The organism is Methylomonas defluvii (genome assembly GCF_033949435.1).
Lineage (GTDB): Bacteria > Pseudomonadota > Gammaproteobacteria > Methylococcales > Methylomonadaceae > Methylomonas > Methylomonas defluvii.
Genome location: NZ_JAXARY010000005.1, coordinates 151,088 through 173,466, shown reverse-complemented (window position 1 = coordinate 173,466; position 22,379 = coordinate 151,088). Strand labels below are relative to the sequence as shown.

Sequence of the window (22,379 nt, the reverse complement as noted above, 5' to 3'; positions counted from 1 at the left end):
CGGATAAGTCTAGGCTATGGTTTTCAAACTCTCAGGCTAAATGCTCAGTTTTTTTTAAAACCAGCTTGCTGATAGCCGGCAGCACCACAAAAGTACACGTCATGATCCAGAAAATGCCGATAGTGATGACCAAGCCCATGCTGGAGATGCCCTGATGCGGGGAAAATGCCAAACCAACAAAGCTGGAAATGGTAGTCAACGCGCCGTAGAACATGCCGCGCGCGGTACTGGATTGATAAATATTCTGATCCTCGGACAACGAATGATGCAATTTTTCAACCATATGGATGCCGTTATCGACACCCAGCCCCATTAATAAAGGCAAGGCGATAATATTGGCAAAATTGATCGGCGTGCCGGTAAACACGGTAGTTGCCATTGTGAACAAGCCGGCCAACACTAAGGGTGTCATCACCAACAGCGTGTCGACGATGCTGCGGCGAATAAACATCAGCAGCAAGGCAATCGCCACCAGGGCAATGATGATGGCTTCCTGGAAGGCACCGATCACCGCTTTCATGGATTCCCAATACATGACCGGCAAATCGGTGGCGTTGGGCGCTACGGCCTGTACGTCGGTGATGAAAGCCTGCAAGTTACCGAGATCGTTCAAATCTTCCTTGGGAAAAATCTGGATACGGTATAAACCGTCTTTACTCAACCAGCGTTCCTTGATTTCCGCCGGGATACTGGTCGGTACAATTTCCTCGGCATGGAAACCGATCAGAAGCTGGTTCATGACAGTGGGCAAAGTGCCGAGCAACGAGGTTTGAATCTTCTCGATAAACACGCCGCGATCAGGCTGGAATCTGGCTTCCAACTCCACCATCACGTCTTGCAACTGCTGTTTAAAGGTTTGCAGGGATTTGATGTCCGCCGGATTGGTTTTTTTCGGCAGGTTGGCATCAATCGCGGCGATCATCCGCTTGATGGCCGGCAAGGGATCAGTGCCGGTTTTCAATTGCGGGAAAAACTGGCTCTGCGGACCCAGCGTCAGCACCATATCGTCGATGATACCCAATTTGCTTTCTTGATCGTCAGGCACAAAGTCGAACAAGCTGATGGTTTTGTCGACAGTCTTCAGGCTCTCCAGCTTTTTCTGCGCCGCTCTGGCTTCGTCTTCGTTTTTCACCAAAACCGTCAAGGTCATCGGCGAAGTTTCGCGCTCTTTCATCAAGTCCTTGAAGGCAATCACCGACTCGGTATGCGGATCGCGCAGATTCAAGGGATTGAAATCGGTTTGCACCTGAAACACAAAGTACACGGCAACCACCGCGCCAAGCAAAGTCAACAAGGAAATCGGTTTGGCATAGTGCAACGTATAATGAGCCAACACGTGGGTAAACTTCGACTCGCCGGGTTGCTCGCCATGCAATTGATGCACGGGCGGATTCGGTAGTACCTTAAGCAGCACCGGCAGCACAGTCAGCGTAATGAATAAGCAAATAAACAAGCTGGTACCGGCCAGCAAACCCAACTCGGAAATGCCTTGGTAGTCGGTGGGAATAAAGGCATACAAACCGATGGAGGTAGTGCCGGCGCACAGAATCAAAGACGGGCTGGTCGCCAACAAGGCCGAACGAATCGCTTTGCCCTTGTCGCTGCCGTAGAGGTCCAGATTGTCGCGATAACGCAGGCAAAAATGGATCGCATATTCCACGCCCAAACCAATATTGGAGACCGCGAAGGCCACCGAAATCAGATTGAGTTGTTTCACCGCCACGGAGGCGAACAATCCGCAAAACACCATGCCCAAAGCCAATGTCAGCAAGGTAGCCAGCATCAACAGCCAAGAACGGTAAGCAACCAATAAAATGCCGCAGACCAACACGATGGAAAAAATGCTGGCGGTAAATGTGCCCTCGCTCATGCCGGCCATTTCATCGTGTTCCAAACCGACTTCGCCGGTCACCCAAACTTTGACGGCCGGCATGTTGGGGTCTTGAATTTTGTCAGCAGCGTGACGGATGACATTAATCGCCGGCTCTACCGGCAAAATTTGGGTGTAATCGAATTTTGGCGTGACGAAGATAAAGGCTTTGTCCGATTGCTCTTCGCTGATCTTGTTTTCGGCAATCAGTTTTTGCCAGGAGAGCAGGTCGGTTTCGCCGTTCAGGGTCTTATGCAGCGAGTTGCTGACCTTGTCGATTAAAGACATCAGATCGATGGGCACTTCTTCGGTTTTGGTTTCTGCATTCAGCGCGTCTTCGAAGATCGAGAAAAAGCCATTCAGGCTGGGATCTTGCGAGATGCGGCCGATAAACGGCTGGGCTTGCGCCAGCGTCACCGAAAAATCCTGCAACTTATCAGTATCCAGATACAGCAGGCCATTGCGCTGAAAAAACGCATTTTCATCCGGCCGATAGACTTTGGTGAAATGTTCGGTATCCGCTCTAAGCTCCCGGCTCAAGCGTTGGGCAGCGGCCTTGGTCAACTCCGGACTGGAAGACTCGATCACCAGCAGCAAGGTATGGACTTCCTGGCCGAACTGCTGTTCGAATTTGCGGCGGTTTTGCTGAAACGGCGCTTCCGGAGCGATCAGTTCCGCCGTATCGGTGTTGACGGTCAGATGATTGCCGGTGTATTGCGCGGCCAGATAAGCCAAGATTACCGAAGCCAGTAACACTAACCCCGGCGAATACAGCAACCAGTTGCCCCATCGAAAAGCGATATTTCCCAAACGTTTTTCCAAGGACATACTTAAGCGCTCACGACGGTGTTAATCAAGTACACGGTGTAACTGGCGTAAATGGCCAACAAGATGCCGCCTTCAACCCGATTGATGCGGCCTTGCTCGCCTTTTCTGGCGTAGCCCAAAAAGAACAGCGACACCGTTAACAAGGCCATCAGCGGCCAATCGCGATTAACGATTTCCAGTGGAATCGACATCGGCTGAATCACCCCGGCCAAACCCACCACCGCCAACGTGTTGAATAAATTGGAGCCGATGATATTGCCCAAGGCCAGATCGTGCTCGCCTTTACGGGCGGCGGCAATCGACGACGCCAACTCAGGCAAGGAGGTACCGATGGCGACGATGGTCAAACCAATCACCAAATCGCTGACGCCCAAATCCTGGGCAATCGATACCGCACCCCAAACCAATAAGCGGGAACTGATCACTAATAACAGCAAACCGGAAACCAGCCAGATGACAGCCTGAGCGCAGGACATCGCATGCTCTTCCAATTCTTCAGCAACTTCTTCGCCTAACACGTCGGTCGTCTCGGCTGTTTTACTCATCCCTTGCCGGACCATCCAGGTCATCACGCCAACGAATACCGCCAGTTCCAGCACCGCATCCATCCGCGACAGATCGCCGTCGTATACCTGACCGAGCACGAACAGGGTCACGGCAAACAATACCGGCAGTTCTTTTTTAACGATTTGCGAATGGACGGTAATGGGACTGATCAAGGCGACCATCCCCAGAATCAAGGCAATATTGGTGATATTCGACCCGTAAGCATTGCCCAGCGCTAAGCCTGGATTGCCTTGCCAGGCCGACAAGGCGGACACTGACAACTCCGGCGCGGAGGTGCCGAAACCGATCACCACCATACCTATTAATAACGGCGACATGCCCAGAAAACGCGCTATCGCCGCAGCTCCTTCGACAAAAATATCGGCACTCCAAACCAACACAATCAGACCGATGACTATCATCAACAGTGGCAAAGCCATAACCTACCCTTAATTTTAAAGATCAAAAAACCGAAATACTGCCCTACGTGACGCCGAATGCTAATCCACCGTCCACTGCACCAAACCGCTGTAAGCACTGGCAATCACCACCACGCCAAACACAATCCGATACCAGGCAAAAATGATGAAATCGTGATGACTGATGTAACGCAGCAAACCTTTAACCGCCAGCAAGGCACTGATAAAAGCCGCGACTAATCCCACCGCGAACGACAGCGCATCGCTTTCGATATGCAGTAAGTCGCGGTGCTTGTATAAGTCGTACAGACTGGCAACGACCAAGGTGGGAATCGCCAAAAAGAAAGAAAACTCGGTAGACGCCTTACGCGACAAACCGAACAGCAAGCCGCCGATAATGGTCGCGCCGGAACGGGAGGTGCCGGGGATCAAGGCAAAAGCTTGGGCGATACCCAATTTCAAGGCATCCAGCGGACTGAGATCGTCAACATTATCGACCCGGATTTTATGCTCGCGTTTTTCCGCCCAGATAATCACGAACGCACCAATGATAAACGCCAACGCCACCGGCACCGGCTTGAACAGCGCGGCCTTGATATGTTTGCCAAACAACAAGCCCAGCGTCGCCAGCGGCATAAACGCAATCGCCAGATTCAACACAAATTTTTGTGCTTGCCTGTCGCTGGTCAATCCGCTCAATACCGAGCCGATCTTGGCCCGGTATTCCCAGCAAATCGCCAGGATCGCGCCTACCTGAATGACGATGGTAAACAGCTTGGCCTTGTCGTCATTAAAATTCAGCAAATCGCCGGCTAGAATTAAATGGCCGGTGCTGGAAATGGGGAGAAATTCGGTTAATCCTTCAACTACGCCGAGTATCAGGGATTTAATGATGAGGGTAATGTCCATTTTTTATCAGGCTCCGTACCAGTCAGGTACCAGGGTCGAAATCAGCATGTCGATGAAGTTGATGTAAACCAGTCGAATTTGGTAAGCCTATGAAAAAGCCATATAAGCGGGGCGGGATTATAGTCGAAATCTCAACCATTACGTAACTTTACGCTGTAAGGCACGGCAAATCCTGGCATTTATGACCGACATGCCTAGCAGCAATTTAGGTTTGGGCGTGCTTTGCATAGCGCTCGCCGGTCTGCCAGAATCGCCGGCAGTACAAGGCACTGCCGTTGCAGTATTAATCCCGCTCAGTCTGGGAAGGTGTTTAACCATGGCCATTGCATATCCCCCACTGATAAGCGCTCTTTGCGATCCGGCCTGTTTCCCGCATCCGGTCAAACGGGTCACCGTACTGGAAACCCATATTTCCTGGGTGTTGCTGGCCGGCCGCTATGCTTACAAGATTAAAAAACCGGTCGATTTGGGCTTTTTGGATTTCAGCCAACTTAGCCAGCGCTACTTTTACTGCCAGGAAGAAATTCGCTTGAATCGGCGTCTGGCGCCCGGCATTTATTTGCAGGTGGCGGCTATTGGCGGGTGCCCCAAACAACCCCGAATCAACGTGGAGCCGGCGTTTGAATATGCGGTAAAAATGCGCCGCTTTGCAGCCGATAAGTTGATGGATACGTTACTGGCCCAAGCGGAAGTTACGCCAACGCATATCGACAGCTTGGCCGACACTATCGCCCGGTTTCATAGGGGCTTGGCGCCGGCGAGTCCGGACTCGAACTACGGCTCTCCGGCCACCATTGAAGCGCCGGCCCGGCAAAATTTTCAGCAATTGCTTGAGTTGATGAAACCCGAAGATGCCGCATTGATCAAGTCAATGCAAGATAACTGTCGACAGGCATTTTTGGCGGCCGAAAACCTGTTTTCGCAGCGGCAACAAGCCGGCTTTATTCGTGAATGCCACGGAGACCTGCATCTGGGCAATATCGTGCTGTTAAGAGGTCGGCCGGTCGCATTCGACGGTATCGAGTTTTCGCCGGAATTGCGCTGGATAGATACGATCAGCGATGCGGCATTCCTGATCATGGACTTGCTCCATCGCGGGCGCGCCGATCTGGCATATCGATTTTTGAACGCCTATTTGCAAATCAGCGGCGATTATGCCGGCCTCGGCGTGTTGCGCTTTTATCTCAGTTACCGGGCCGCGGTGCGCGCGAAGATTGCCGGGTTCAGGTTCGCGCAAACCGGCGCAGAAACGGCCAGACAAGCATGCCTAAGTTATTTAAATTTGGCCGACAGCAGTTTAAGCCCGCGCAAACCGGCATTGCTTCTGACCCATGGCCTGCCAGGTTGCGGTAAAAGCGCGGTATCGCAATTACTATTGGAAAAACATCAGTTGATCCGCTTGCGTTCGGATGTCGAGAGAAAACGGCTGTTTGGGTTAAGCGCCCTGCAAAAAAGCAGTTCGGCAATCGATGGAGGCATATACCATCCACAAGCCGGCCAAAAAACCTACCAACGTTTGCTAGACCTAGCGCAAACCCTGCTTAAGTACGGGTTTCCGGTTATTGTCGATGCCGCTTTTTTGCAACACGCCCAACGCCACCCGTTCCAGTTACTGGCACAAAGCCTGGGAATTCCTTTCGTCATTGTTTCGATACAGGCTAAGGACAAGGTGCTGCAGCAACGCATACAACGTAGACAAGAACAAGGCGGCGACCCATCGGAAGCCGACTTGAACGTATTGGACAAAGCCAAGACAGGCGCCGAAGCATTGCAAACCGAAGAGCTGCCGTACAACCTCGTATTGACCAACAATAGCGACGGCCTGGACGAAATCGATCAACAAGCAGCTTGGCACGAGCTGGCGCGAACATTGGAATAAACCAAGCCAGACCGGCTTTTGCCGAAACGGACGCGGTAAAACTGTGCGCTTGGACAATATTAAATTCACGGTAAATTAGGCGGCGAGGGTTGGCATTTCCTACTGTCCACGATCTTTGTTAGAATCGCGGGTGATCGCTAGATAATTAAACCAATAAAAACCACCATTTGAGCCATGAATAAAAAGAAAATTATAATATTTGCCGTCTGTCTGGCAGGCCTGCTAGCCATTCAGATTAAGTTTTTCCTGCCGTTTATGTACGACATCGCCGCTTCCGATTTATTTTTGGTGGAAAGCAAGGACGCGGCCAACCCTATGTCCATTAGCACAGACATGACCGCTATGGCGTTCGCCCACTGCAACACCTACATCAAAAACGAAGCCGACGAAGATCAAAGCCTGTCATTTGCCAGCCAACCGACCAATGCCTGGACTCTCGGCAACTACGAATATATTGTCAATGCCGACGTGGAAATCAGCGGGAAAGACAGCCCCAACGTGATGCGTCACTACGCTTGCCGGATCCAATACGGCAAAGGCGACGACACCTCCGGAGCCAGCGATTTCGAAAATTGGTCTGTCGAAGGTGTAAGCGGATTGACCGATTAAGCCGAATTCATTTCGCTGACACACCCCCTCCGGCAACCGGAGGGTTTGTCTAAAACCGCTATGAATCACGTCACCGTTTAATACCTTTTGCTGTTGCAGACTTCTTTGGCAAACAGCTTGTCTGCAATGTAACCCCTCTTTCAGGTTTTCCCGCTGCTACAAAGCCGCATGGCGGCAAGCAGATGACTTACGCCCGACTCCCTGAATCAACAAACTTATAAACCTAAGCCTCTGCGTAGCACGCAGAATACCTGCCCTGAGTAAGCACATTTATCAAGAATTGAGATAAGCTTATCCCCAGCAGATAAACCGTGCACCCGCACACGCAAAGCCCCGCTGACCGTGACGCCGTTCGTTTCAAATCAAGTTCTTCGGTACCAACACATGCAAAAAACTCACTTAGCCCTGCTGTTCACCGGCCTTACGCTGACATCGTTCGCAGTTGAAGCCGGCCCCGTGCAAGACGATTTCAGCACCTGGATCAGCAATACCTATCAAACCGATTTCGGCGGCAGCCCCTATTTAGTTTTTCTGGAATTGGCACCGCGCACCAAAACCGACAATACCTTGTTTAATCAAATTATTGTCCGTCCGCTGCTCGGCTATAAGCTAACCAACAAATTGCAGCTCTGGCTAGGTTATACCTGGCAAGGCGAATACAGCGAACAAACCGACTTTGAAATGGCCACCAACGATGCGATGCAGCAGGTGCAGTGGATAGACAACTGGACGTCGCAATTGAATTTTCAGTACCGGTTTCGTCTAGAGCAACGCTTCTTTGCCCACGAAGGCGACGTCGGTCATCGCATGCGGCACCGCTTCCGTTTAGTCTATTCAATACCGGACAGCCAAGCTTATCTAATCGCGCTTGATGAGCTGTTTGTGTATTTCAATTCGATAGACGAGGGCCGGCTGGCGCGATCCGTGCAGACCGGTATCAACCAAAATCGCAGTTATGTCGGGGTGGGCTACAAAATAACCAAAAATTTGAATGTCGATACCGGCTATCAATTGCAATACATCCATAACTACGGCTCGCCCGATGTTACCAATCACGTTTGGCTAACCAATATCAATGTCAATTTCTAAGCCAGAGAAATGCGGGGATTTTTCGCTACCACCAGCGAGGCACTAAAACCAAGCTGGAGACTGACTCTATATGCAGCCCGCCTGGGCTGCATATAGAATCCTCGGCTCTCAGCTAAAAAAGCTCAACCGGTTTTTCACTTCCACAGCAACCAAGGCATCGTAATGACGCCGCAATACCGAGTCCGTAGGACGCGGAAATAAAGTGGCTTCAATTTCGCTTTGCAGCTGTTCCAGAAAACTGGAGCTTGGTTCCGTGCTGTCAGTAGCGACAGACTGGCTGGTCGAAGTTGCTGGCGTTTGGCCTTTAGCGGAACGAAATAGTTTGCCGAAAAAGGAAAGTTCGCAACCCTGAGACGAGTATGCGCACGCAGCGACCAGGCCGGTCAGTATGAACAATACAATGGCTTCGAACATATCAACACCTCATGACTAATAAAGAATACCGGCCAAACCAGGTTGCAAAGTCAACCAGGCCGGTGCCGGCGACTCTTGCCCAGCAATTAGAGTGCCACCACTAAAAACGCATAAGTCATTGTTAAATAATTAACAAATAATTTATCAGCACCTAAAACCCTGCCGTTTTCCCAACAATTTGTCGGTAATACGCCAAGGAGCATGACAGGCGAAGCGGCAAGCCGCGGTGTGGAAATAGATGTTTCCGGCAAAAGCCGGAATCCATGGTAACAATAAAACTCTCGACTGCCCGAAAGCAGCGAGATTCGACGGCCGGATTAGTGGTTGGCTAACGCGGAGGCAAAATAATGAAAATGTTAGGTTTGAAATATCTCCCGACGTTTGGTTGTTGGTTAGCGGCAATCGCATTGCTGGTTTTTATCGAGCGCTTCAGTGTGCATTGGCACCCGTGGGATCGCGTTCTAATGAGTACCGCGCACGGCATCAGAAGTGTGTTGCTGGATCGTTTTTTTGCAGCCATCACCTGGACTGGTTCGCTGTTCATTCTGGCCCCGATAACCGCAGTGCTAAGCGGTGTTCTGGTGAGAAACAGCCGTATCAAAGAGGCAGGGCTGATGGTCTTGAGCCTAACGGGTGTTGCCCTGTTCAGCCGTCTCGCCAAGCTTTGGTTCGCTCGCCCGCGGCCCGATTTTTTCCCCGTTGTGGGTGAAATCCCCTTGGACGCCTCCTTCCCAAGTGCCCACACCGCGCAAATCGTTGCCTTTGCTACGGCCTTATGCTGGATGTGCAAACCCGACAAACTGGGGCTTAACTTTTACGCTTTGACCGGGTTTACGCTATTGACGGTATCCCTGGTTGCCGTCTCACGAGTCTATCTGCAAGTTCATTTCCCCTCGGATGTACTAGCTGGCGCCTTACTGGGACTATTGTGGGTGCTGGGTTTAATTAATCTGCTGCAAAACGGCGGCATCTTCATCAGGTGAGTCATGCGAAACAAATTTCTTAATACCGGACAGAGCGGTTATCACCCTTTTAGAAAATTGAAGGTCTGTTTGTCAGGTCTGCGCTACGCGGTTGTTTATGATTTTAGTGTGGCCTATAAAGTCGTACTGTCCGTGTTGATTTTGGCCGTATGCTTTTATTTTCGCCAATGGGTGGATTTCATCTCGGTACTAACCGCCACCGGGCTGATGCTGATATGCGAAATGTTTAACACCACGATAGAGGCGCTCTGCGATTTCGTGGAAACTCGGCAAAATGAAAAAATCCGCGTCATCAAGGATATTGCCGCAGCCGCTGCAGGCATCAGCATTCTGATTTGGGCAGTGGTCATGCTCTGGGAGCTCAGCTACTTAGGGTCGTTAATCGCTTGATCCCCCGCTGATAAAGATTTCCCCGGCACCATCAAACAAATAGCTACAAGAGGCAGACGGCGCAGTGCCTTAAAAGCAAAAACCGGAGATTGCTCAATTTCACCAGCTTTAGCCCGGCTGGGGATAAATCGCCCCCACGCTAGATAAGCATGACGAATGTTAAGATACATAAATCCCTTCATATCCCTGGGTGCGGAGGGAGAGAGTTTTCTATGATGTTTATCAAATCCCTTAAATGGGATGAAGGCGGGAGGATAATATGGGACGATTGGTTTTTATGCTGTGGCTACTGCTTGGGCTGGCACCGTTGCAAACGGCAAGGGCGTTGGACATGCAAGACGTTCCGGAGCCGTTAAAACCCTGGGTCAACTGGGTGTTGGCGGATGAAACCCAGTATCGTTGCCCGTTTATCTTCGACGATTTTCAACAAAAACATTGTGCCTGGCCGGGCGCTCTGCACCTGAATTTACAAGCCAAGCACGGTAGCTTCGTTGCCGAATGGACCGTGTATCGCCAGGATTGGATTAGCTTGCCGGGCGACACGCAACATTGGCCGCAGACGGTCACCGTCAACAAACAAACCCAGCCGGTCGTAGAAAAAGACGGTAAGCCGGCCCTGTACTTTCCCGCGGGCCGCTACCAGATCAGCGGCGAATTTTTCTGGGAAAGCCTGCCGGAACAATTAGCCTTACCCGAAGCCAGCGGCTTGATTCAGCTCAGCGTCAACGATAAGCCGGTCGCGTATCCCCCCATCAAGCAAGGTGCCTTGTGGCTGAATACCGAGAACGCCGACACTGCCGACCGGGAGCAGGATAGGCTGGACCTGCAAGTATTCCGGCAGGTGCAGGACGAGGTGCCACTGCAAGTCATTACCCGGCTGGATTTGGAAGTCTCCGGCAAGGCCCGCGAGATTGAGTTTCCTTATGCTTTACTGCCTAACTTTATCCCGGTGGCGTTGAATAGCCCGTTGCCCGCTCGTCTGGACGGAAACGGACGACTATTGGTGCAAGTGCGGCCGGGACGCTGGAGCATAGACATTCATGCCCGCCATCCACAAGCCTTGACGCAACTGGATTTGACCGTAAAGGACGAGAACTGGCCGGCGGAAGAGTTGTGGGCGTTCCAGGCCGTGCCTGCCTTGCGTTTGGTGGAGATCGAGAATTTGACCGCGATAGACGGCAGTCAAACCAATCTGCCCGCCGAATGGCAGCATTTACCTACCTATCAACTCAAGCAAGGCGAGAGTATGAAGTTTAAGGTTGTGCGCCGCGGCGACCCGGAGCCCGAGCCGAATCAACTCAAGTTGAAGCGCACGCTGTGGCTGGACTTCGAGGGCGGCGGTTACACGGTCAGCGATAACATCACCGGTACGATGAGTCGCGACTGGCGCTTGAACGCGGTGCCCGAGCTGGGACTGGGCCAAGTGCAACTGGACGGTCAGAGCCAATTGATCACGCAACTGGCGGACGGCAACCAGGGCGTGGAAGTGCGCCGCGGTGCCATCCAGCTGAATGCCGACAGCCGGATCGAAGCCGATTTAAGTAGCTTGAGCGCCAGCGGCTGGCAACAGCGTTTTCAACAAGTACAGGCTGAATTGAATATCCCGCCGGGCTGGCGTCTGCTGGCGGTCAGCGGCGTGGACAATGTACCGAATAGCTGGTTAAACCGCTGGACCTTGCTGGACTTGTTTTTGGTCTTGATTGCCGCATTAGCCGTGGGCCGGCTCTGGTCGCCGCAATGGGGCGCGTTTGCCTTGCTCAGTTTGACGCTGATTTGGCATGAGGCCGATGCGCCGCGCTTGATTTGGCTGAATGTGCTGGCGGTGCTGGCACTGTTGCGGGTATTACCGGCGGGTAGCTTTTGGCAATGGTTGAAATGGTATCGCAACGCCAGTTGGCTGGCGCTGCTGATGCTGACGATTCCATTCATGATAGCGCAGATTCGTATCGGCATTTATCCGCAACTGGAATTGCCCCGGCAGCCTATTCAACGTTTGCATTCGATGGTGAGCGCCGCCGCACCAATGGCGATGCAAGTAGAACAAATGGCGGATTCGGCGATGGCGCCGGAGCCGGAAATAAGAGAACTTGCTAAAACAGAGTCCGAGTATTCCGCTAAACCCAAGATGTCGAGAGCTTATGGTGGCAGCGCTGCCAGTTTGCAACGGATCGATCCGGACGCCAATCTGCAAACCGGTCCCGGCTTGCCGCATTGGGGCTGGCAGCGCGTGGAGTTAAGCTGGAACGGCGCGGTTGATAGTAATCAGCAAATCCGCCTCTGGTATTTGTCGCCATTTATGCTGATGTTGCTGCACTTTGCCCAAGCCCTGTTGGTGGCGGTGTTGGTGTTAAAAATGCTGGGAGCCATCGCCACCAACTGGCGCTTGTCCTTGCCGAGTTTGACCTGTCTGTTGCTGCTGCCGCTGTTGATGGCGCCAAACCAAAAGGCCTATGCCGATCTGCCCGACGCGCCAATGCTGGAGCAATTGAAAACCCGTTTGCTGCAAGCACCGCAGTGCCTACCCAATTGCGCGCAGATTGCCGATATGCAATTACTGGTCAAGCCGGAAGTGCTGCGTATCGAACTGCAATTGCACGCGCAGCAGGATTTGGCAGTACCGTTGCCGGCTCAGCTTGAGCAATGGTTTCCGGAGCAGGTCAGCGTCGATGGCGGCGAGGCGCAAGCCTTGATCCGGCAGGATGACGGCAGCTTGTGGCTGGCTGTGTCGCCTGGAGTACACAAAGTGACGATGCAGGGCCGCTATACCGCGCAGGATAAATTTAGTTTGCCGCTGCCATTGCCGCCGCAACACGCTGGTGTCATTGCCGACGGCTGGCGGGTGGATGGTTTATACGAGGACGGCAAGGTGGGTCCACAACTGGAGTTCAGCCGATTGCAACCCGATAGCGGGCCGAGAAATAAATTGCAGCAAACTGCCTTGCCGGCATTCGTGCGGGTGGAAAGAACTCTGCATTTGGGCTTGGACTGGCGAGTGACCACCCGCGTCGAGCAATTGGCCGGCGCACTCAGTCCGGTGTTACTGGAGCTACCGTTGTTGCCGGGCGAAGCGGTTACCAGTCCGCAGGTGCGGGTGAAGGACGGTAAAGTATTGGTGAACATGGCGGCCGGTCAAGCCACTTTGGAATGGGAGTCGGCACTGGCAAAAACCGAGCAATTGACCTTGCAAGCCGCAGACACGCCGCAATGGACCGAGGTGTGGCGCGCCGATGTCAGCCCGATCTGGCATTTACAAGCCGATGGCATTGCGGTGGTGCATCACCAGGACGGGCAGGGCCAGTGGCTACCGGAGTGGCGGCCCTGGCCAGGCGAAAAGGTCAATCTGACTATCGGCCGACCGCAAGCGGTGGCCGGCTCAACCCTGACTATCGATAGAAGCGAATTAGCGGTCAAGCCGGGGCAACGCAGCGAAACAGTCGAACTGATTTTGAGCATCCGCAGCTCCAAAGGCGGACAACACCCCGTAAAACTGCCGGAACTGGCGGAGCTGCAAAGCGTGACGATAGATGGTGTCAGTCAGCCGATTCGTCAGCAAGGCGCGGCGGTCAGTTTGCCGATACATCCCGGCACCCAGCAAATTGTGCTTAATTGGCAAACGGCTAAAGAACCGGGCGTGCTGTTGCGCACGCCGCTGGTCGATCTTGGCGTTACCAGCGTCAACAGCCGTATTCAATTACTGATGCCGCAGCAGCGTTGGTTGTTGTGGACCTTCGGCCCAAAATTTGGTCCGGCCGTGTTGATTTGGGGTTTGCTGATCGTACTGGCCTTATTGGCGTTCGGGCTGGGTAAGCTGAATATCACGCCGTTGCGGCATTGGCAGTGGTTTTTATTATTGATCGGTCTGAGCCAACTGCATATTGCTGCCGCATTTTTAGTGGTGGGCTGGTTGTTTGCGTTGGGATTCCGCGCCCATCATGCACCGCAGCGGCCGCGCTGGTTCAATCTGGCGCAAATCGGCTTGGCCGGTTTGACGCTGTTGTCGCTGTTGTCAATAGCGATTGCGGTCGAACAAGGTTTGTTGGGAAATCCGGATATGCAAATTGCCGGAAATCAATCCTCTGCAACTTTGTTGAATTGGTATCAGGATCGCAATGGCCCGCAGTTGGCCGTTGCCACCATCGTAAGCCTGCCTTTGTTGGCCTACCGGATTTTGATGTTGGCTTGGTCTTTGTGGATGGCCGCAGCGTTGTTGAATTGGCTGCGCTGGGGCTGGAACTGTTTTACCGGTGGTGGGCTGTGGAAAAAATCACAGCCTCAAGTGGCCGTGCCGAAATCAGAGGCTTGACATAGCAGATACCCCCGGCACAGCCGGGGGCTTTATTACGCGCAATGACCTTCAAGGCTTTCTCTAACCGGCTACGCTTCAACGCAATGCTTTCGCCACGCCTTTTATAAGTTCCAAGTGCAGCACTGTGTAATAAAGCCGCGTCACCAAGCTTCTAAAACCACCACTTTCCAGCCCCGATTCTCCGCCGGCCGCAAACTTACCCAGGCGGCGATCTGCCTTGACGGCGCGGATTGAGCCGCTGACTGGCTTTGGTAATAGCCCACGCCGGCGTCTTGATCGGCGATTTCAGCCGCGAGCTGGCGCAATTCCGGTATCTGATTGAAGCGCTCCTCACGGAACAAATTAAGGCCAATCTCCTGCGGGTCGCTATCGTAAAGCAGCAGGCCATCATCTTGCACGACCCACACTGTGCGTTTTTGGGTCTGAGTATCCTCGGCCAGCAAACCACCCAGAAAATCGACCGGTTTGATGCGCATGGAAATAAAGCCCGGGATGGTTTTACCCTGTTTGATCGGCACCACCATCGTGACGGCGGGAAAGCCCTCAGGGGCTTGATAAATCCGGCTCAGAATCGGCACTCCCCGCTCTAAAGTCATTCGGTTGTGCTCAAGTTGCGAGGTATCGGCACCCAGCGCTTGGCGATATTTGCCCGGCGCCACCGCCACGATAGTGCCGGGCGCGCGGGTGGTAGCGAAACTTTCACCGCGCGGATAACGTTGCAGCAAGCTCTCCAGTAAGCCGCTGGATGCGGCTAAATCGGAGTTGCTGTTTAAGGACTCGGCGGTTCGCTGCATGCCCATGCGCATTTCGTTCAGGTTGCCCAAGATACTGTCCGCGATCTGGTTGGCAGCCGTCAGGTTCTGGTTGGAAATACGGGTGACATCGGCTAGCGCACGCTCCACCTGCTGCTTTTCCTGCTTGACAATTTCGCCTTCAGCCACCGCCAAGTTTCGGGCTTTATGCGCCTCCACGCCAAATTTGAAGGCCAGTCCGGCGCCGATCAAAATCGCCAGCAATACCGCCAGACTGGCCGCCAGCACGACTTTGTTGCGGGCGATGAAGCGGCGGAGCAGTTCGCCGCGCGAATAGGCATAGGCACTCACCAAGCGACCGTCGCGATAGGCCCGCAACTCGTCGGCTAACGCAGCCGCATTCGGAAACCGTAGCGATTTGTCCTTGGATAATGCCTTGTCGCAGATGGCGATCAATTCCGGCGGCATGGGCAGCTTCGGATCCCGCGCCGAGGGCATAGACGCCAGCGAACTGAGTTGCGCCAATATTTCATCAGCACTACCGCTTAGCGGCGGATGGCCGGCCAATAAATAATAGAGAATACAACCAAGCGCGAACACATCGGAGCGCGTATCCACAACACCGAAATCGGGATTAGCTTGTTCCGGCGCCATATAGGCCGGGGTGCCGAGAATGTCGCCGATCCGGGTCAAATCCGCATCGTCGGCCACCTGTTTCGGTGCGGCAGATATTAGTGGCGCCAGATCGGCTTCGTTTTCCACCTTGGCCAAACCCCAGTCCAACACAATGGTTTCACCGAACGGGCCCAGCACGATATTGCCGGGTTTGATGTCGCGATGAATCACGCCTTTGGAGTGGGCGTACGCCACCGCTTCGCAAACGTCGATTAATCTGTCCAACAAGCCCAGGCGCCGCGACAGCGCATGCTCGGCCAACACCTCGTCATTACAGGCTTTTAGGGCTTTGGCCAGTGTATCGCCACGCACCAAGCGCATCACATAATAGGGCGCGCCGCTTTGCTTCGTTCCCAGATCGTAAACCGGCACAATCCCCGGATGTTCCAGGCGGCCGGTAATGCGGGCTTCACGCAGAAAACGTGCGCTGAGCTCGACATCATCATTCGCAGCCTGATCCAGTAATTCCTTGATCGCCACTTCGCGGCCGATGCGCTCGTCAAAACCCAGCAACACCTGACCACCGCCGCCCACGCCCACGGCGCCGCGTAGAGAATAATCATCGTTGAATTTACCGTCCTGCTCCGGACTGCCGTTCAACACCTGTGGGTAGGGGCGAGGCTTGATCCGGGTCAGATCGTCGTCTTGCGGTTTGATGAGGGTGGCGTCGTCTTCCGGGAGCATCATCTCAGACAGCTTAGCCTTGTTTAGTCTTTGCGCAGCCTGATCAAGACTGCGGCGCGGGCTTGCGGTCGGCATGCCCCAGGTCGCGCTCGGGGGCAATTTGATCGCGCACCAATTGCTTTAACTCGGTAATCTCCGGAAACCTGCCCTGCTGCTTGCGGGACCAGACCAACTCGCCGTTGGCGCGCACCTCAAAGATACCGCCGGTATCGGGCTGCATTACCAGTTCGTCCAGTTCTTGTTCGAAAGTGCTTAACAATTCCTGAGCCATCCAGGCCGCGCGCAATAGCCAGCGGCATTGCGTGCAGTAGCGGATTTCGACGCGGTTCATGGCTTACAACTCGTCGCGCAGGCGTTTGTAAATACCGCCGAAACTGCCGTTACTCATCAGCAACACATGGCAAACGCCGCCGGCTTGGGCTTTGATGGTAGCGATAATGCTTTCCAAGCTGTTGCAAATCTCGATGTTGTTGGCGTATTTGAGTAGCTGGCTTAAATCCCAGCCAAGATTATCCGGCTGATAGACGATGGCCCGGTCGGCCTGGCCCAGGGATTCTGCGAGCGATTGCGTATGCACACCCAACCGCATGGTGTTGGAGCGCGGCTCGACGATGGCCAGGATTTTTTCGCTGCCGACTTGTTGGCGCAAGCCGTCCAATGTGGTTTTGATGGCGGTGGGATGGTGAGCGAAGTCGTCGTAAACGGTAACGCCGGCGCTTTTGACGATGACTTCCATGCGTCGTTTCACATTTTGAAACTGTTGCAAAGCCGCTATCGCATCTTTTGCCAGAATGCCGATATGCCGGGCGGCGGCGATAGCAGACAAGGCGTTGTAGACGCTATGGCGACCGGTTAAAGTCCACTCGACTACTCCTTGCTCTTCACCGGCAAAACTGACGCTAAAGCTGCTGCCGTCGGCTTTCAACAAGTGCGCCTGCCAATCACCTTCGCCGTCGATAGCCGTCTTCACGACCGGCGTCCAGCAGCCTGCTTCCAGCACCTCGGTGATATGTTGTTCGCAAGCCGGTGCGATGATCAGACCTTCATTGGGTATGGTGCGCACCAGATGGTGAAACTGTTTTTTAATGGCGTCCAGGTTTTCGAAGATGTCGGCGTGGTCATATTCCAGGTTGTTCAAGATCGCGGTGCGTGGCCGGTAATGGACGAATTTGGAGCGTTTGTCGAAAAAAGCGCAGTCGTATTCGTCGGCTTCGATGACGAAAAAATCCGATTCCCCCAAACGGGCGGAGATGCCGAAATTCAGCGGAATACCGCCGATCAGAAAGCCCGGTTTAAAGCCGTTATATTCCAGCACCCAGGCCAGCATGCTGCTGGTGGTGGTTTTGCCGTGGGTACCGGCCACCGCCAATACCCATTTTTGTTGCAACACGTGCTCTGCCAGCCATTGCGGGCCGGAGATATACGGCAAACCTAGGTTCAATACCGCTTCCACTTCCGGATTGCCGCGCGACATGGCGTTGCCGACGACCACCAAGTCCGGCTTGCAGTCCAGGTTTTCGGCTTTATAGCCATTCATCAACCGAATGCCTTGCTCTTCCAGTTGCGTGCTCATCGGCGGGTAGACGTTTTGATCGGAGCCGCTGACGGTATAACCCAATTCGCGGGCGATCAAGGCCAAGCCGCCCATGAAGGTGCCGCAAATGCCGAGGATGTGGATGTGTAGTGGCTTTTGTAATTCTGTCATTCTGATAATTGTAGCGGGGTTAATTAGATGCAAATCCGGAAATTCGGTCGTCAGCGAATTGGATCATTTTTTCGGTTCTTCCGGCTTTTTTTCTTCCTCGACTTTGGGTTCGCCTTCGATTTTTTCTTCGACTTTGGCTTCCGAACCTTTGGCCCCAGCCGCTTCTAACAGCTTTACGATGTTTTCCCGGCCGAGTTTTTTGGCTTTATCGAGTATTTTCACGCTCTGGCTGTCCGCCGCGTTAACGTTTGCACCGGCTGCGATTAACACACCAACTATGTCGGCATTGCCGAACATCACTGCATCCGTTAATGCGGTGGAACCCAGTTTGTCCGCCAAATTGACGTCGGCACCATACGCCAGCAGCGCCTTGACAATCCGCAAATTGCCGTTAAAACTGGCTGCCATAAGTGCGGTACGGTCGGTCTCCAATTTGCCATTGACGTCCAATCCTTGCGCCAATAGCGCTTCGACGCGGTCCAGCTTGCCGGTGGCCGCGGCGGCAAATAAATCTTTAGTATCTTCGGCAAGCGCCTGCACGGACCAGACGATTAGCGCTGCGCTCAGGAATCTGCGGATATTCATCGGATTGCTTGCTTGCGTTTGGGTATGAGTTGGGTTGAAATAAGGCAAATACTGATTTACATCATCTATCAATGAGCGAAAAAAACAAAGTTTTAGTTGAAGCCCAACCCTACTATATCGAGGCCCAATCGTCCCCCGAACAGAACCGCTATGTGTTCGCCTATACCATCACCATCACCAACGTCGGTTCCACGCCGGCCAAATTGCTGACTCGCCACTGGCTGATCACCGATGCCAACGGCAAGGTGCAGGAAGTCAACGGCGACGGTGTAGTGGGAGAAAACCCGCATCTTAGCCCCGGCGACTCGTTCCGCTATACCAGCGCGGCGATGATAGAAACTCCGGTCGGGGTGATGCAAGGTAAGTATCAAATGCAATCGGACGCCGGCGAAAATTTTAACGCAGCCATTCCCAAATTCACTTTATCGATACCCAGAACACTTCACTAATGGCGATTTATGCAATTGGTGACATTCAGGGCTGTTACGACGAGTTTCGTCGTTTGCTGGACCATATAAGCTTCGATCCGAATCAGGATCAACTCTGGCTGGCCGGCGACTTGGTGAACCGCGGCCCAAAATCCTTGGAAACGCTGCGCTTTGTGAAAGGCTTGGGTTCTGCGGCCGTTACCGTACTGGGCAATCATGATCTGCACTTGATTGCGACCGTGGTTTCGCTGGGCAAGGCCGGTAAAAAAGACACGCTGAGCGACGTTTTAAGGGCCGAGGATTGCGAAGAGCTGATAACCTGGCTACGCCATCAAAAACTGTTCCATCACAATGACGATTTTTGCATGCTACACGCAGGCCTGCCGCCACAGTGGGATTTTGAAACCACGCTGCGCATGGCGCGTGAAACCGAGCAAGCCATGCAAAGCCCGGATCACGAACGCTTTTTCCGTTCCATGTACGGTAACAAGCCCGTGGTCTGGCGCGACGATTTACTGAAAACCGAAAAGCTGCGCTTTGCGATCAATTGTTTCAGCCGGCTGCGCTATTGCACCGTCGACGGCGTGATGGATTTTGGGCCCAAAGGCGCGCCCGGCAGTCAGCCCGACCACTTGATGCCCTGGTTTGAAGTGCCGGGCCGCAAAAGTATCGATATGCGCATCATCTTCGGCCATTGGTCGACGCTGGGCTATTTCGCCGGCTATAACTGTTACTCAATAGACACCGGCTGCTTGTGGGGCGGACAATTGACGGCGCTTGAACTGTCAGAACAACCCAGACGTTTCAGCATCGACTGCGCGCCCGTGCAAAACCCCAAGGCTTTTTCAGAGTAGTGAACTTTTGCCGGCGTTCCGGCATCAGTTCCCTCGCACACCAAGCACCACATCAATTTAACTCGAGATTAGACCATGCGAAAAAACCTGTTCCTCGCCATCATCCTGGCCTTGCCATTAACCGCCTTCGCTTACCCTAGTGAAAACGACTATGGCCAACCGGTGGACCACAAGCTAGAACATTTGAATAAACTGCTGCAACTCAGCCCTGAGCAAAAATCCAAACTGGAAGCGATTTTTAAAGAACAGCACGAAAAATTCCGCGCCATCCACGAAGAGTCGCACAGCCGAATGAAAGAAGTGTTAAGCCCGGAACAAATGCAAAAAATGGACGACTTGCGCAAACAACATCAAGAACAAATGCGCGAGCAAGCCCCTCGTAAACCGGCCCCATAAACAAAACAAGCCTCAGCAGTAGCTGTGACTGCTGAGGCCGCTGTTTGAACCAGCGTATTTTTTAAGAGAAATTTCGACCGTAAAAAATCTCGGCCATTTCTTCCTGCAGCATGCCTTGGATTTCTTCCTGATCCTCGTCGCTGAAATTACTTTCCTTTTCGAACAGGTAATTTTCCAGTTCGGTTTCTTTCAACATCATCTTGGTGTGGAAGATGTTTTCCTGATACACATTGACGTCGATCATCTGGTACAGCTCTTTCGTGCTTTCCGCGATGTAATTCTGGATGGAATTGATTTTATGATCGATGTAATGTTTTTGCCCGGATACATCGCGGGTAAAGCCACGCACGCGGTAGTCCATGATCACGATGTCGGACTCGAAACTGTGAATCAAATAATTCAAGGCTTTCAGCGGGGAAATTTGCCCACAAGTTGACACGTCGATGTCGGCCCGGAACGTACAAATATCGGTATCCGGATGGCTTTCCGGATAAGTGTGTACGGTGATGTGGCTTTTATCCAAATGCGCCAAAACCGTTTCCGGCAACGGGCCGGGTGACTCGGAATTCATGCCGGCCGGAATGACCGCACCTTCGGAAATCAGCATCGTCACACTGGCACCTTGCGGATCGTAATCCTGATGGGCGATATTCAAAATTTGCGCGCCAATGATGTTGGCTACGTCTTTTAAAATCTGCGTCAAACGCTTGGCGTTATAGGCTTCGTCGATATATTCGATGTAGGCTTTTTCCTGCTCTTTGGGTGCATAGCAAACGTCGTAAATATTAAAACTCAACGATTTGGTCAGGTTATTAAACCCGTGTAACTGTAATTTGCTCAACCGATCAACCCTCTATAACTTCAAAATCATGACTTATTTCCACGCCCGCTTTGCCCAACATAATGGAAGCCGAGCAATATTTTTCGGCGGATAACTTCACCGCCCGTTCCACTGCGGCAGCCGGCAGATTTTTACCCGTCACCTTGAAGTGCAAATGAATTTTGCTGAATACGGCAGGCACTGTATCCACCCGTTCCGCAGTCAGCTCGGCAGTACAATGCACAATCTCGTGGCGGCCTTTTTGCAGAATATCCACAACGTCGAACGACGAACAGCCGCCCACACCCAACAACAGCATTTCCATGGGGCGCACCCCGAGATTACGACCGCCGTGATCCGGCGGACCGTCCATCACAACCGTGTGCCCGCTGCCGGATTCGCCGACGAATAATCTGCCGTCGACCCATTTAATCGTTGCCTGCATGTTAAACCCCAACCAAATTCAAAATTGTCGCGAATTTTACAACGAACCCGTCAAATGTCTTGATTTTTTTGTAAAACTACTGCACCTTGATAGGGTAACCAATCTAGTTCACAGAATTATTACAAATTATGAGCTTTGTTAAACAAAACAAGATTTCACCCTCTGCCCTGGATGCCTTTTTACGCTTCTGCCATGTTAGAAGCTATCCAGCCAAAATCACCATAGTCCGCCCCGGCGATATAGGCGACAAGCTGTTGTTTGTGGTCGACGGCTCGGTCAGCGTCAGCGTCGAGGACGAGGAAGGCCGAGAGTTGATTTTGGCGTATTTGAACAAACACGATTTCGTCGGCGAGATCGGGGTGTTCAAAAATGCCGAAACGCGGAGCGTACTGGTGAAAACCCGCACCAAATGCCAAATGGCGGAAATCGGTTATGAACGCTTCAAAATGCTGCTCAACGCCGAGTTGCGCGATCAGGCGGTGGAGATTTTGACGGTACTCGGAGAACAGCTGTCGACACGTTTGCTGATTACCAGCCGCAAATACCGCGACCTGGCGTTTATGGACGTAGAAGGCCGTATCGCCCGCACCCTGTTGGATTTGGCCAAGGAGCCGGACGCGATTACCCATCCGGATGGCATGCAGTTGCATATCACCCGCCAGGAAATCGGCCGCATCGTCGGTTGTTCCCGCGAGATGGCAGGGCGCGTATTGAAAGAGCTGGAAGACAAGGGCTTGATCACCGCACACGGTAAAACCATCGTGGTATTCGGCACACGTTAACGCCGCGTGAA

20 protein-coding genes are annotated in these 22,379 nt (G+C 53.0%); 10 read left to right on the top strand and 10 right to left on the bottom strand.

What is annotated here, in order from left to right:
- Positions 1–31: 31 nt before the first annotated feature.
- The 3 genes from QLH52_RS07510 to QLH52_RS07500 are packed head-to-tail and all read right to left on the bottom strand — an operon-like array spanning position 32 to position 4,572.
- Entirely contained in the window at positions 32–2,698 is a 2,667-nt protein-coding gene (locus tag QLH52_RS07510; protein ID WP_101053973.1) for an MMPL family transporter, read from the bottom strand.
- A 2-nt stretch (positions 2,699–2,700) separates the two neighbouring features.
- Positions 2,701–3,684, bottom strand: coding sequence for a calcium/sodium antiporter (locus tag QLH52_RS07505; protein WP_319961107.1), 984 nt, complete (start codon positions 3,682–3,684; stop codon positions 2,701–2,703).
- A 60-nt stretch (positions 3,685–3,744) separates the two neighbouring features.
- Positions 3,745–4,572, bottom strand: coding sequence for an undecaprenyl-diphosphate phosphatase (locus tag QLH52_RS07500; RefSeq protein WP_033158221.1), 828 nt, complete (start codon positions 4,570–4,572; stop codon positions 3,745–3,747).
- A gap of 316 nt (positions 4,573–4,888) precedes the next feature.
- Here QLH52_RS07500 and QLH52_RS07495 point away from each other — a divergent pair, with 316 nt between their 5' ends.
- From QLH52_RS07495 to QLH52_RS07485, 3 genes are all read left to right on the top strand, one after another.
- On the top strand, positions 4,889–6,451 hold the full coding sequence (locus QLH52_RS07495; protein ID WP_319961106.1) for a bifunctional aminoglycoside phosphotransferase/ATP-binding protein: 1,563 nt from the start codon (positions 4,889–4,891) through the stop codon (positions 6,449–6,451).
- 174 nt (positions 6,452–6,625) lie between these two features.
- On the top strand, positions 6,626–7,060 hold the full coding sequence (locus QLH52_RS07490; RefSeq protein ID WP_033158222.1) for a hypothetical protein: 435 nt from the start codon (positions 6,626–6,628) through the stop codon (positions 7,058–7,060).
- A gap of 384 nt (positions 7,061–7,444) precedes the next feature.
- Positions 7,445–8,149, top strand: a complete 705-nt coding sequence (locus tag QLH52_RS07485) for a DUF2490 domain-containing protein (RefSeq protein ID WP_319961105.1) — start codon at positions 7,445–7,447, stop codon at positions 8,147–8,149.
- 108 nt (positions 8,150–8,257) lie between these two features.
- Here the strand turns inward: QLH52_RS07485 and QLH52_RS07480 are convergent, their stop codons facing one another.
- Positions 8,258–8,563, bottom strand: coding sequence for a hypothetical protein (locus QLH52_RS07480; protein WP_171696865.1), 306 nt, complete (start codon positions 8,561–8,563; stop codon positions 8,258–8,260).
- A gap of 347 nt (positions 8,564–8,910) precedes the next feature.
- On the opposite strand from QLH52_RS07480, the gene QLH52_RS07475 reads away from it, so the two are divergent.
- From QLH52_RS07475 to QLH52_RS07465, 3 genes are all read left to right on the top strand, one after another.
- A complete protein-coding gene (locus tag QLH52_RS07475) occupies positions 8,911–9,546 on the top strand; it encodes a phosphatase PAP2 family protein (protein ID WP_319961104.1) in 636 nt (211 codons plus the stop codon).
- A 3-nt stretch (positions 9,547–9,549) separates the two neighbouring features.
- A complete protein-coding gene (locus QLH52_RS07470; protein WP_319961103.1) occupies positions 9,550–9,936 on the top strand; it encodes a diacylglycerol kinase in 387 nt (128 codons plus the stop codon).
- Between the two features lie 259 nt (positions 9,937–10,195).
- The gene (locus tag QLH52_RS07465) at positions 10,196–14,239 is read left to right on the top strand and encodes a hypothetical protein (RefSeq protein ID WP_319961102.1); all 4,044 of its coding nucleotides are present in this window, start codon (positions 10,196–10,198) and stop codon (positions 14,237–14,239) included.
- A gap of 143 nt (positions 14,240–14,382) precedes the next feature.
- Here QLH52_RS07465 and QLH52_RS07460 read toward each other — a convergent pair whose 3' ends face one another.
- From QLH52_RS07460 to QLH52_RS07445, 4 genes are all read right to left on the bottom strand, one after another.
- Positions 14,383–16,428 carry a serine/threonine protein kinase gene (locus QLH52_RS07460; RefSeq protein ID WP_319961101.1) on the bottom strand — a complete coding sequence of 682 codons (2,046 nt, stop codon included), beginning with the start codon at positions 16,426–16,428 and terminating at the stop codon, positions 14,383–14,385.
- Positions 16,397–16,684, bottom strand: coding sequence for an Rdx family protein (locus tag QLH52_RS07455; protein WP_101053946.1), 288 nt, complete (start codon positions 16,682–16,684; stop codon positions 16,397–16,399). Before QLH52_RS07455 ends, QLH52_RS07460 begins: the two co-directional genes overlap by 32 nt.
- A 3-nt stretch (positions 16,685–16,687) precedes the next feature.
- Positions 16,688–18,058, bottom strand: coding sequence for a UDP-N-acetylmuramate:L-alanyl-gamma-D-glutamyl-meso-diaminopimelate ligase (gene mpl, locus QLH52_RS07450; protein ID WP_319961100.1), 1,371 nt, complete (start codon positions 18,056–18,058; stop codon positions 16,688–16,690).
- A gap of 63 nt (positions 18,059–18,121) precedes the next feature.
- The gene (locus tag QLH52_RS07445) at positions 18,122–18,643 is read right to left on the bottom strand and encodes an ankyrin repeat domain-containing protein (protein ID WP_319961099.1); all 522 of its coding nucleotides are present in this window, start codon (positions 18,641–18,643) and stop codon (positions 18,122–18,124) included.
- A 71-nt stretch (positions 18,644–18,714) separates the two neighbouring features.
- Here QLH52_RS07445 and apaG point away from each other — a divergent pair, with 71 nt between their 5' ends.
- The 3 genes from apaG to QLH52_RS07430 all read left to right on the top strand — a co-directional run bounded on the left by apaG (position 18,715) and on the right by QLH52_RS07430 (position 20,321).
- Positions 18,715–19,092 (top strand): Co2+/Mg2+ efflux protein ApaG, encoded by a 378-nt coding sequence (apaG, locus tag QLH52_RS07440; protein ID WP_020484295.1) that lies wholly within the window; start codon positions 18,715–18,717, stop codon positions 19,090–19,092.
- Positions 19,092–19,925: a symmetrical bis(5'-nucleosyl)-tetraphosphatase gene (locus QLH52_RS07435; RefSeq protein WP_319961098.1), complete on the top strand. Its 834-nt coding sequence runs from the start codon at positions 19,092–19,094 to the stop codon at positions 19,923–19,925. The genes apaG and QLH52_RS07435 overlap by 1 nt, the downstream gene beginning before the upstream one ends.
- 75 nt (positions 19,926–20,000) lie before the next feature.
- Complete coding sequence (locus QLH52_RS07430) at positions 20,001–20,321, top strand: periplasmic heavy metal sensor (RefSeq protein WP_319961097.1); 321 nt, start codon at positions 20,001–20,003, stop codon at positions 20,319–20,321.
- Between the two features lie 61 nt (positions 20,322–20,382).
- Here the strand turns inward: QLH52_RS07430 and speD are convergent, their stop codons facing one another.
- Both speD and QLH52_RS07420 read right to left on the bottom strand, forming a co-directional pair.
- On the bottom strand, positions 20,383–21,162 hold the full coding sequence (speD, locus tag QLH52_RS07425; RefSeq protein ID WP_033158233.1) for an adenosylmethionine decarboxylase: 780 nt from the start codon (positions 21,160–21,162) through the stop codon (positions 20,383–20,385).
- A 4-nt stretch (positions 21,163–21,166) separates the two neighbouring features.
- Positions 21,167–21,586: an OsmC family protein gene (locus QLH52_RS07420; protein WP_319961096.1), complete on the bottom strand. Its 420-nt coding sequence runs from the start codon at positions 21,584–21,586 to the stop codon at positions 21,167–21,169.
- Between the two features lie 128 nt (positions 21,587–21,714).
- On the opposite strand from QLH52_RS07420, the gene crp reads away from it, so the two are divergent.
- Positions 21,715–22,368: a cAMP-activated global transcriptional regulator CRP gene (gene crp / locus QLH52_RS07415; RefSeq protein ID WP_033158235.1), complete on the top strand. Its 654-nt coding sequence runs from the start codon at positions 21,715–21,717 to the stop codon at positions 22,366–22,368.
- Positions 22,369–22,379 lie beyond the last annotated feature (11 nt).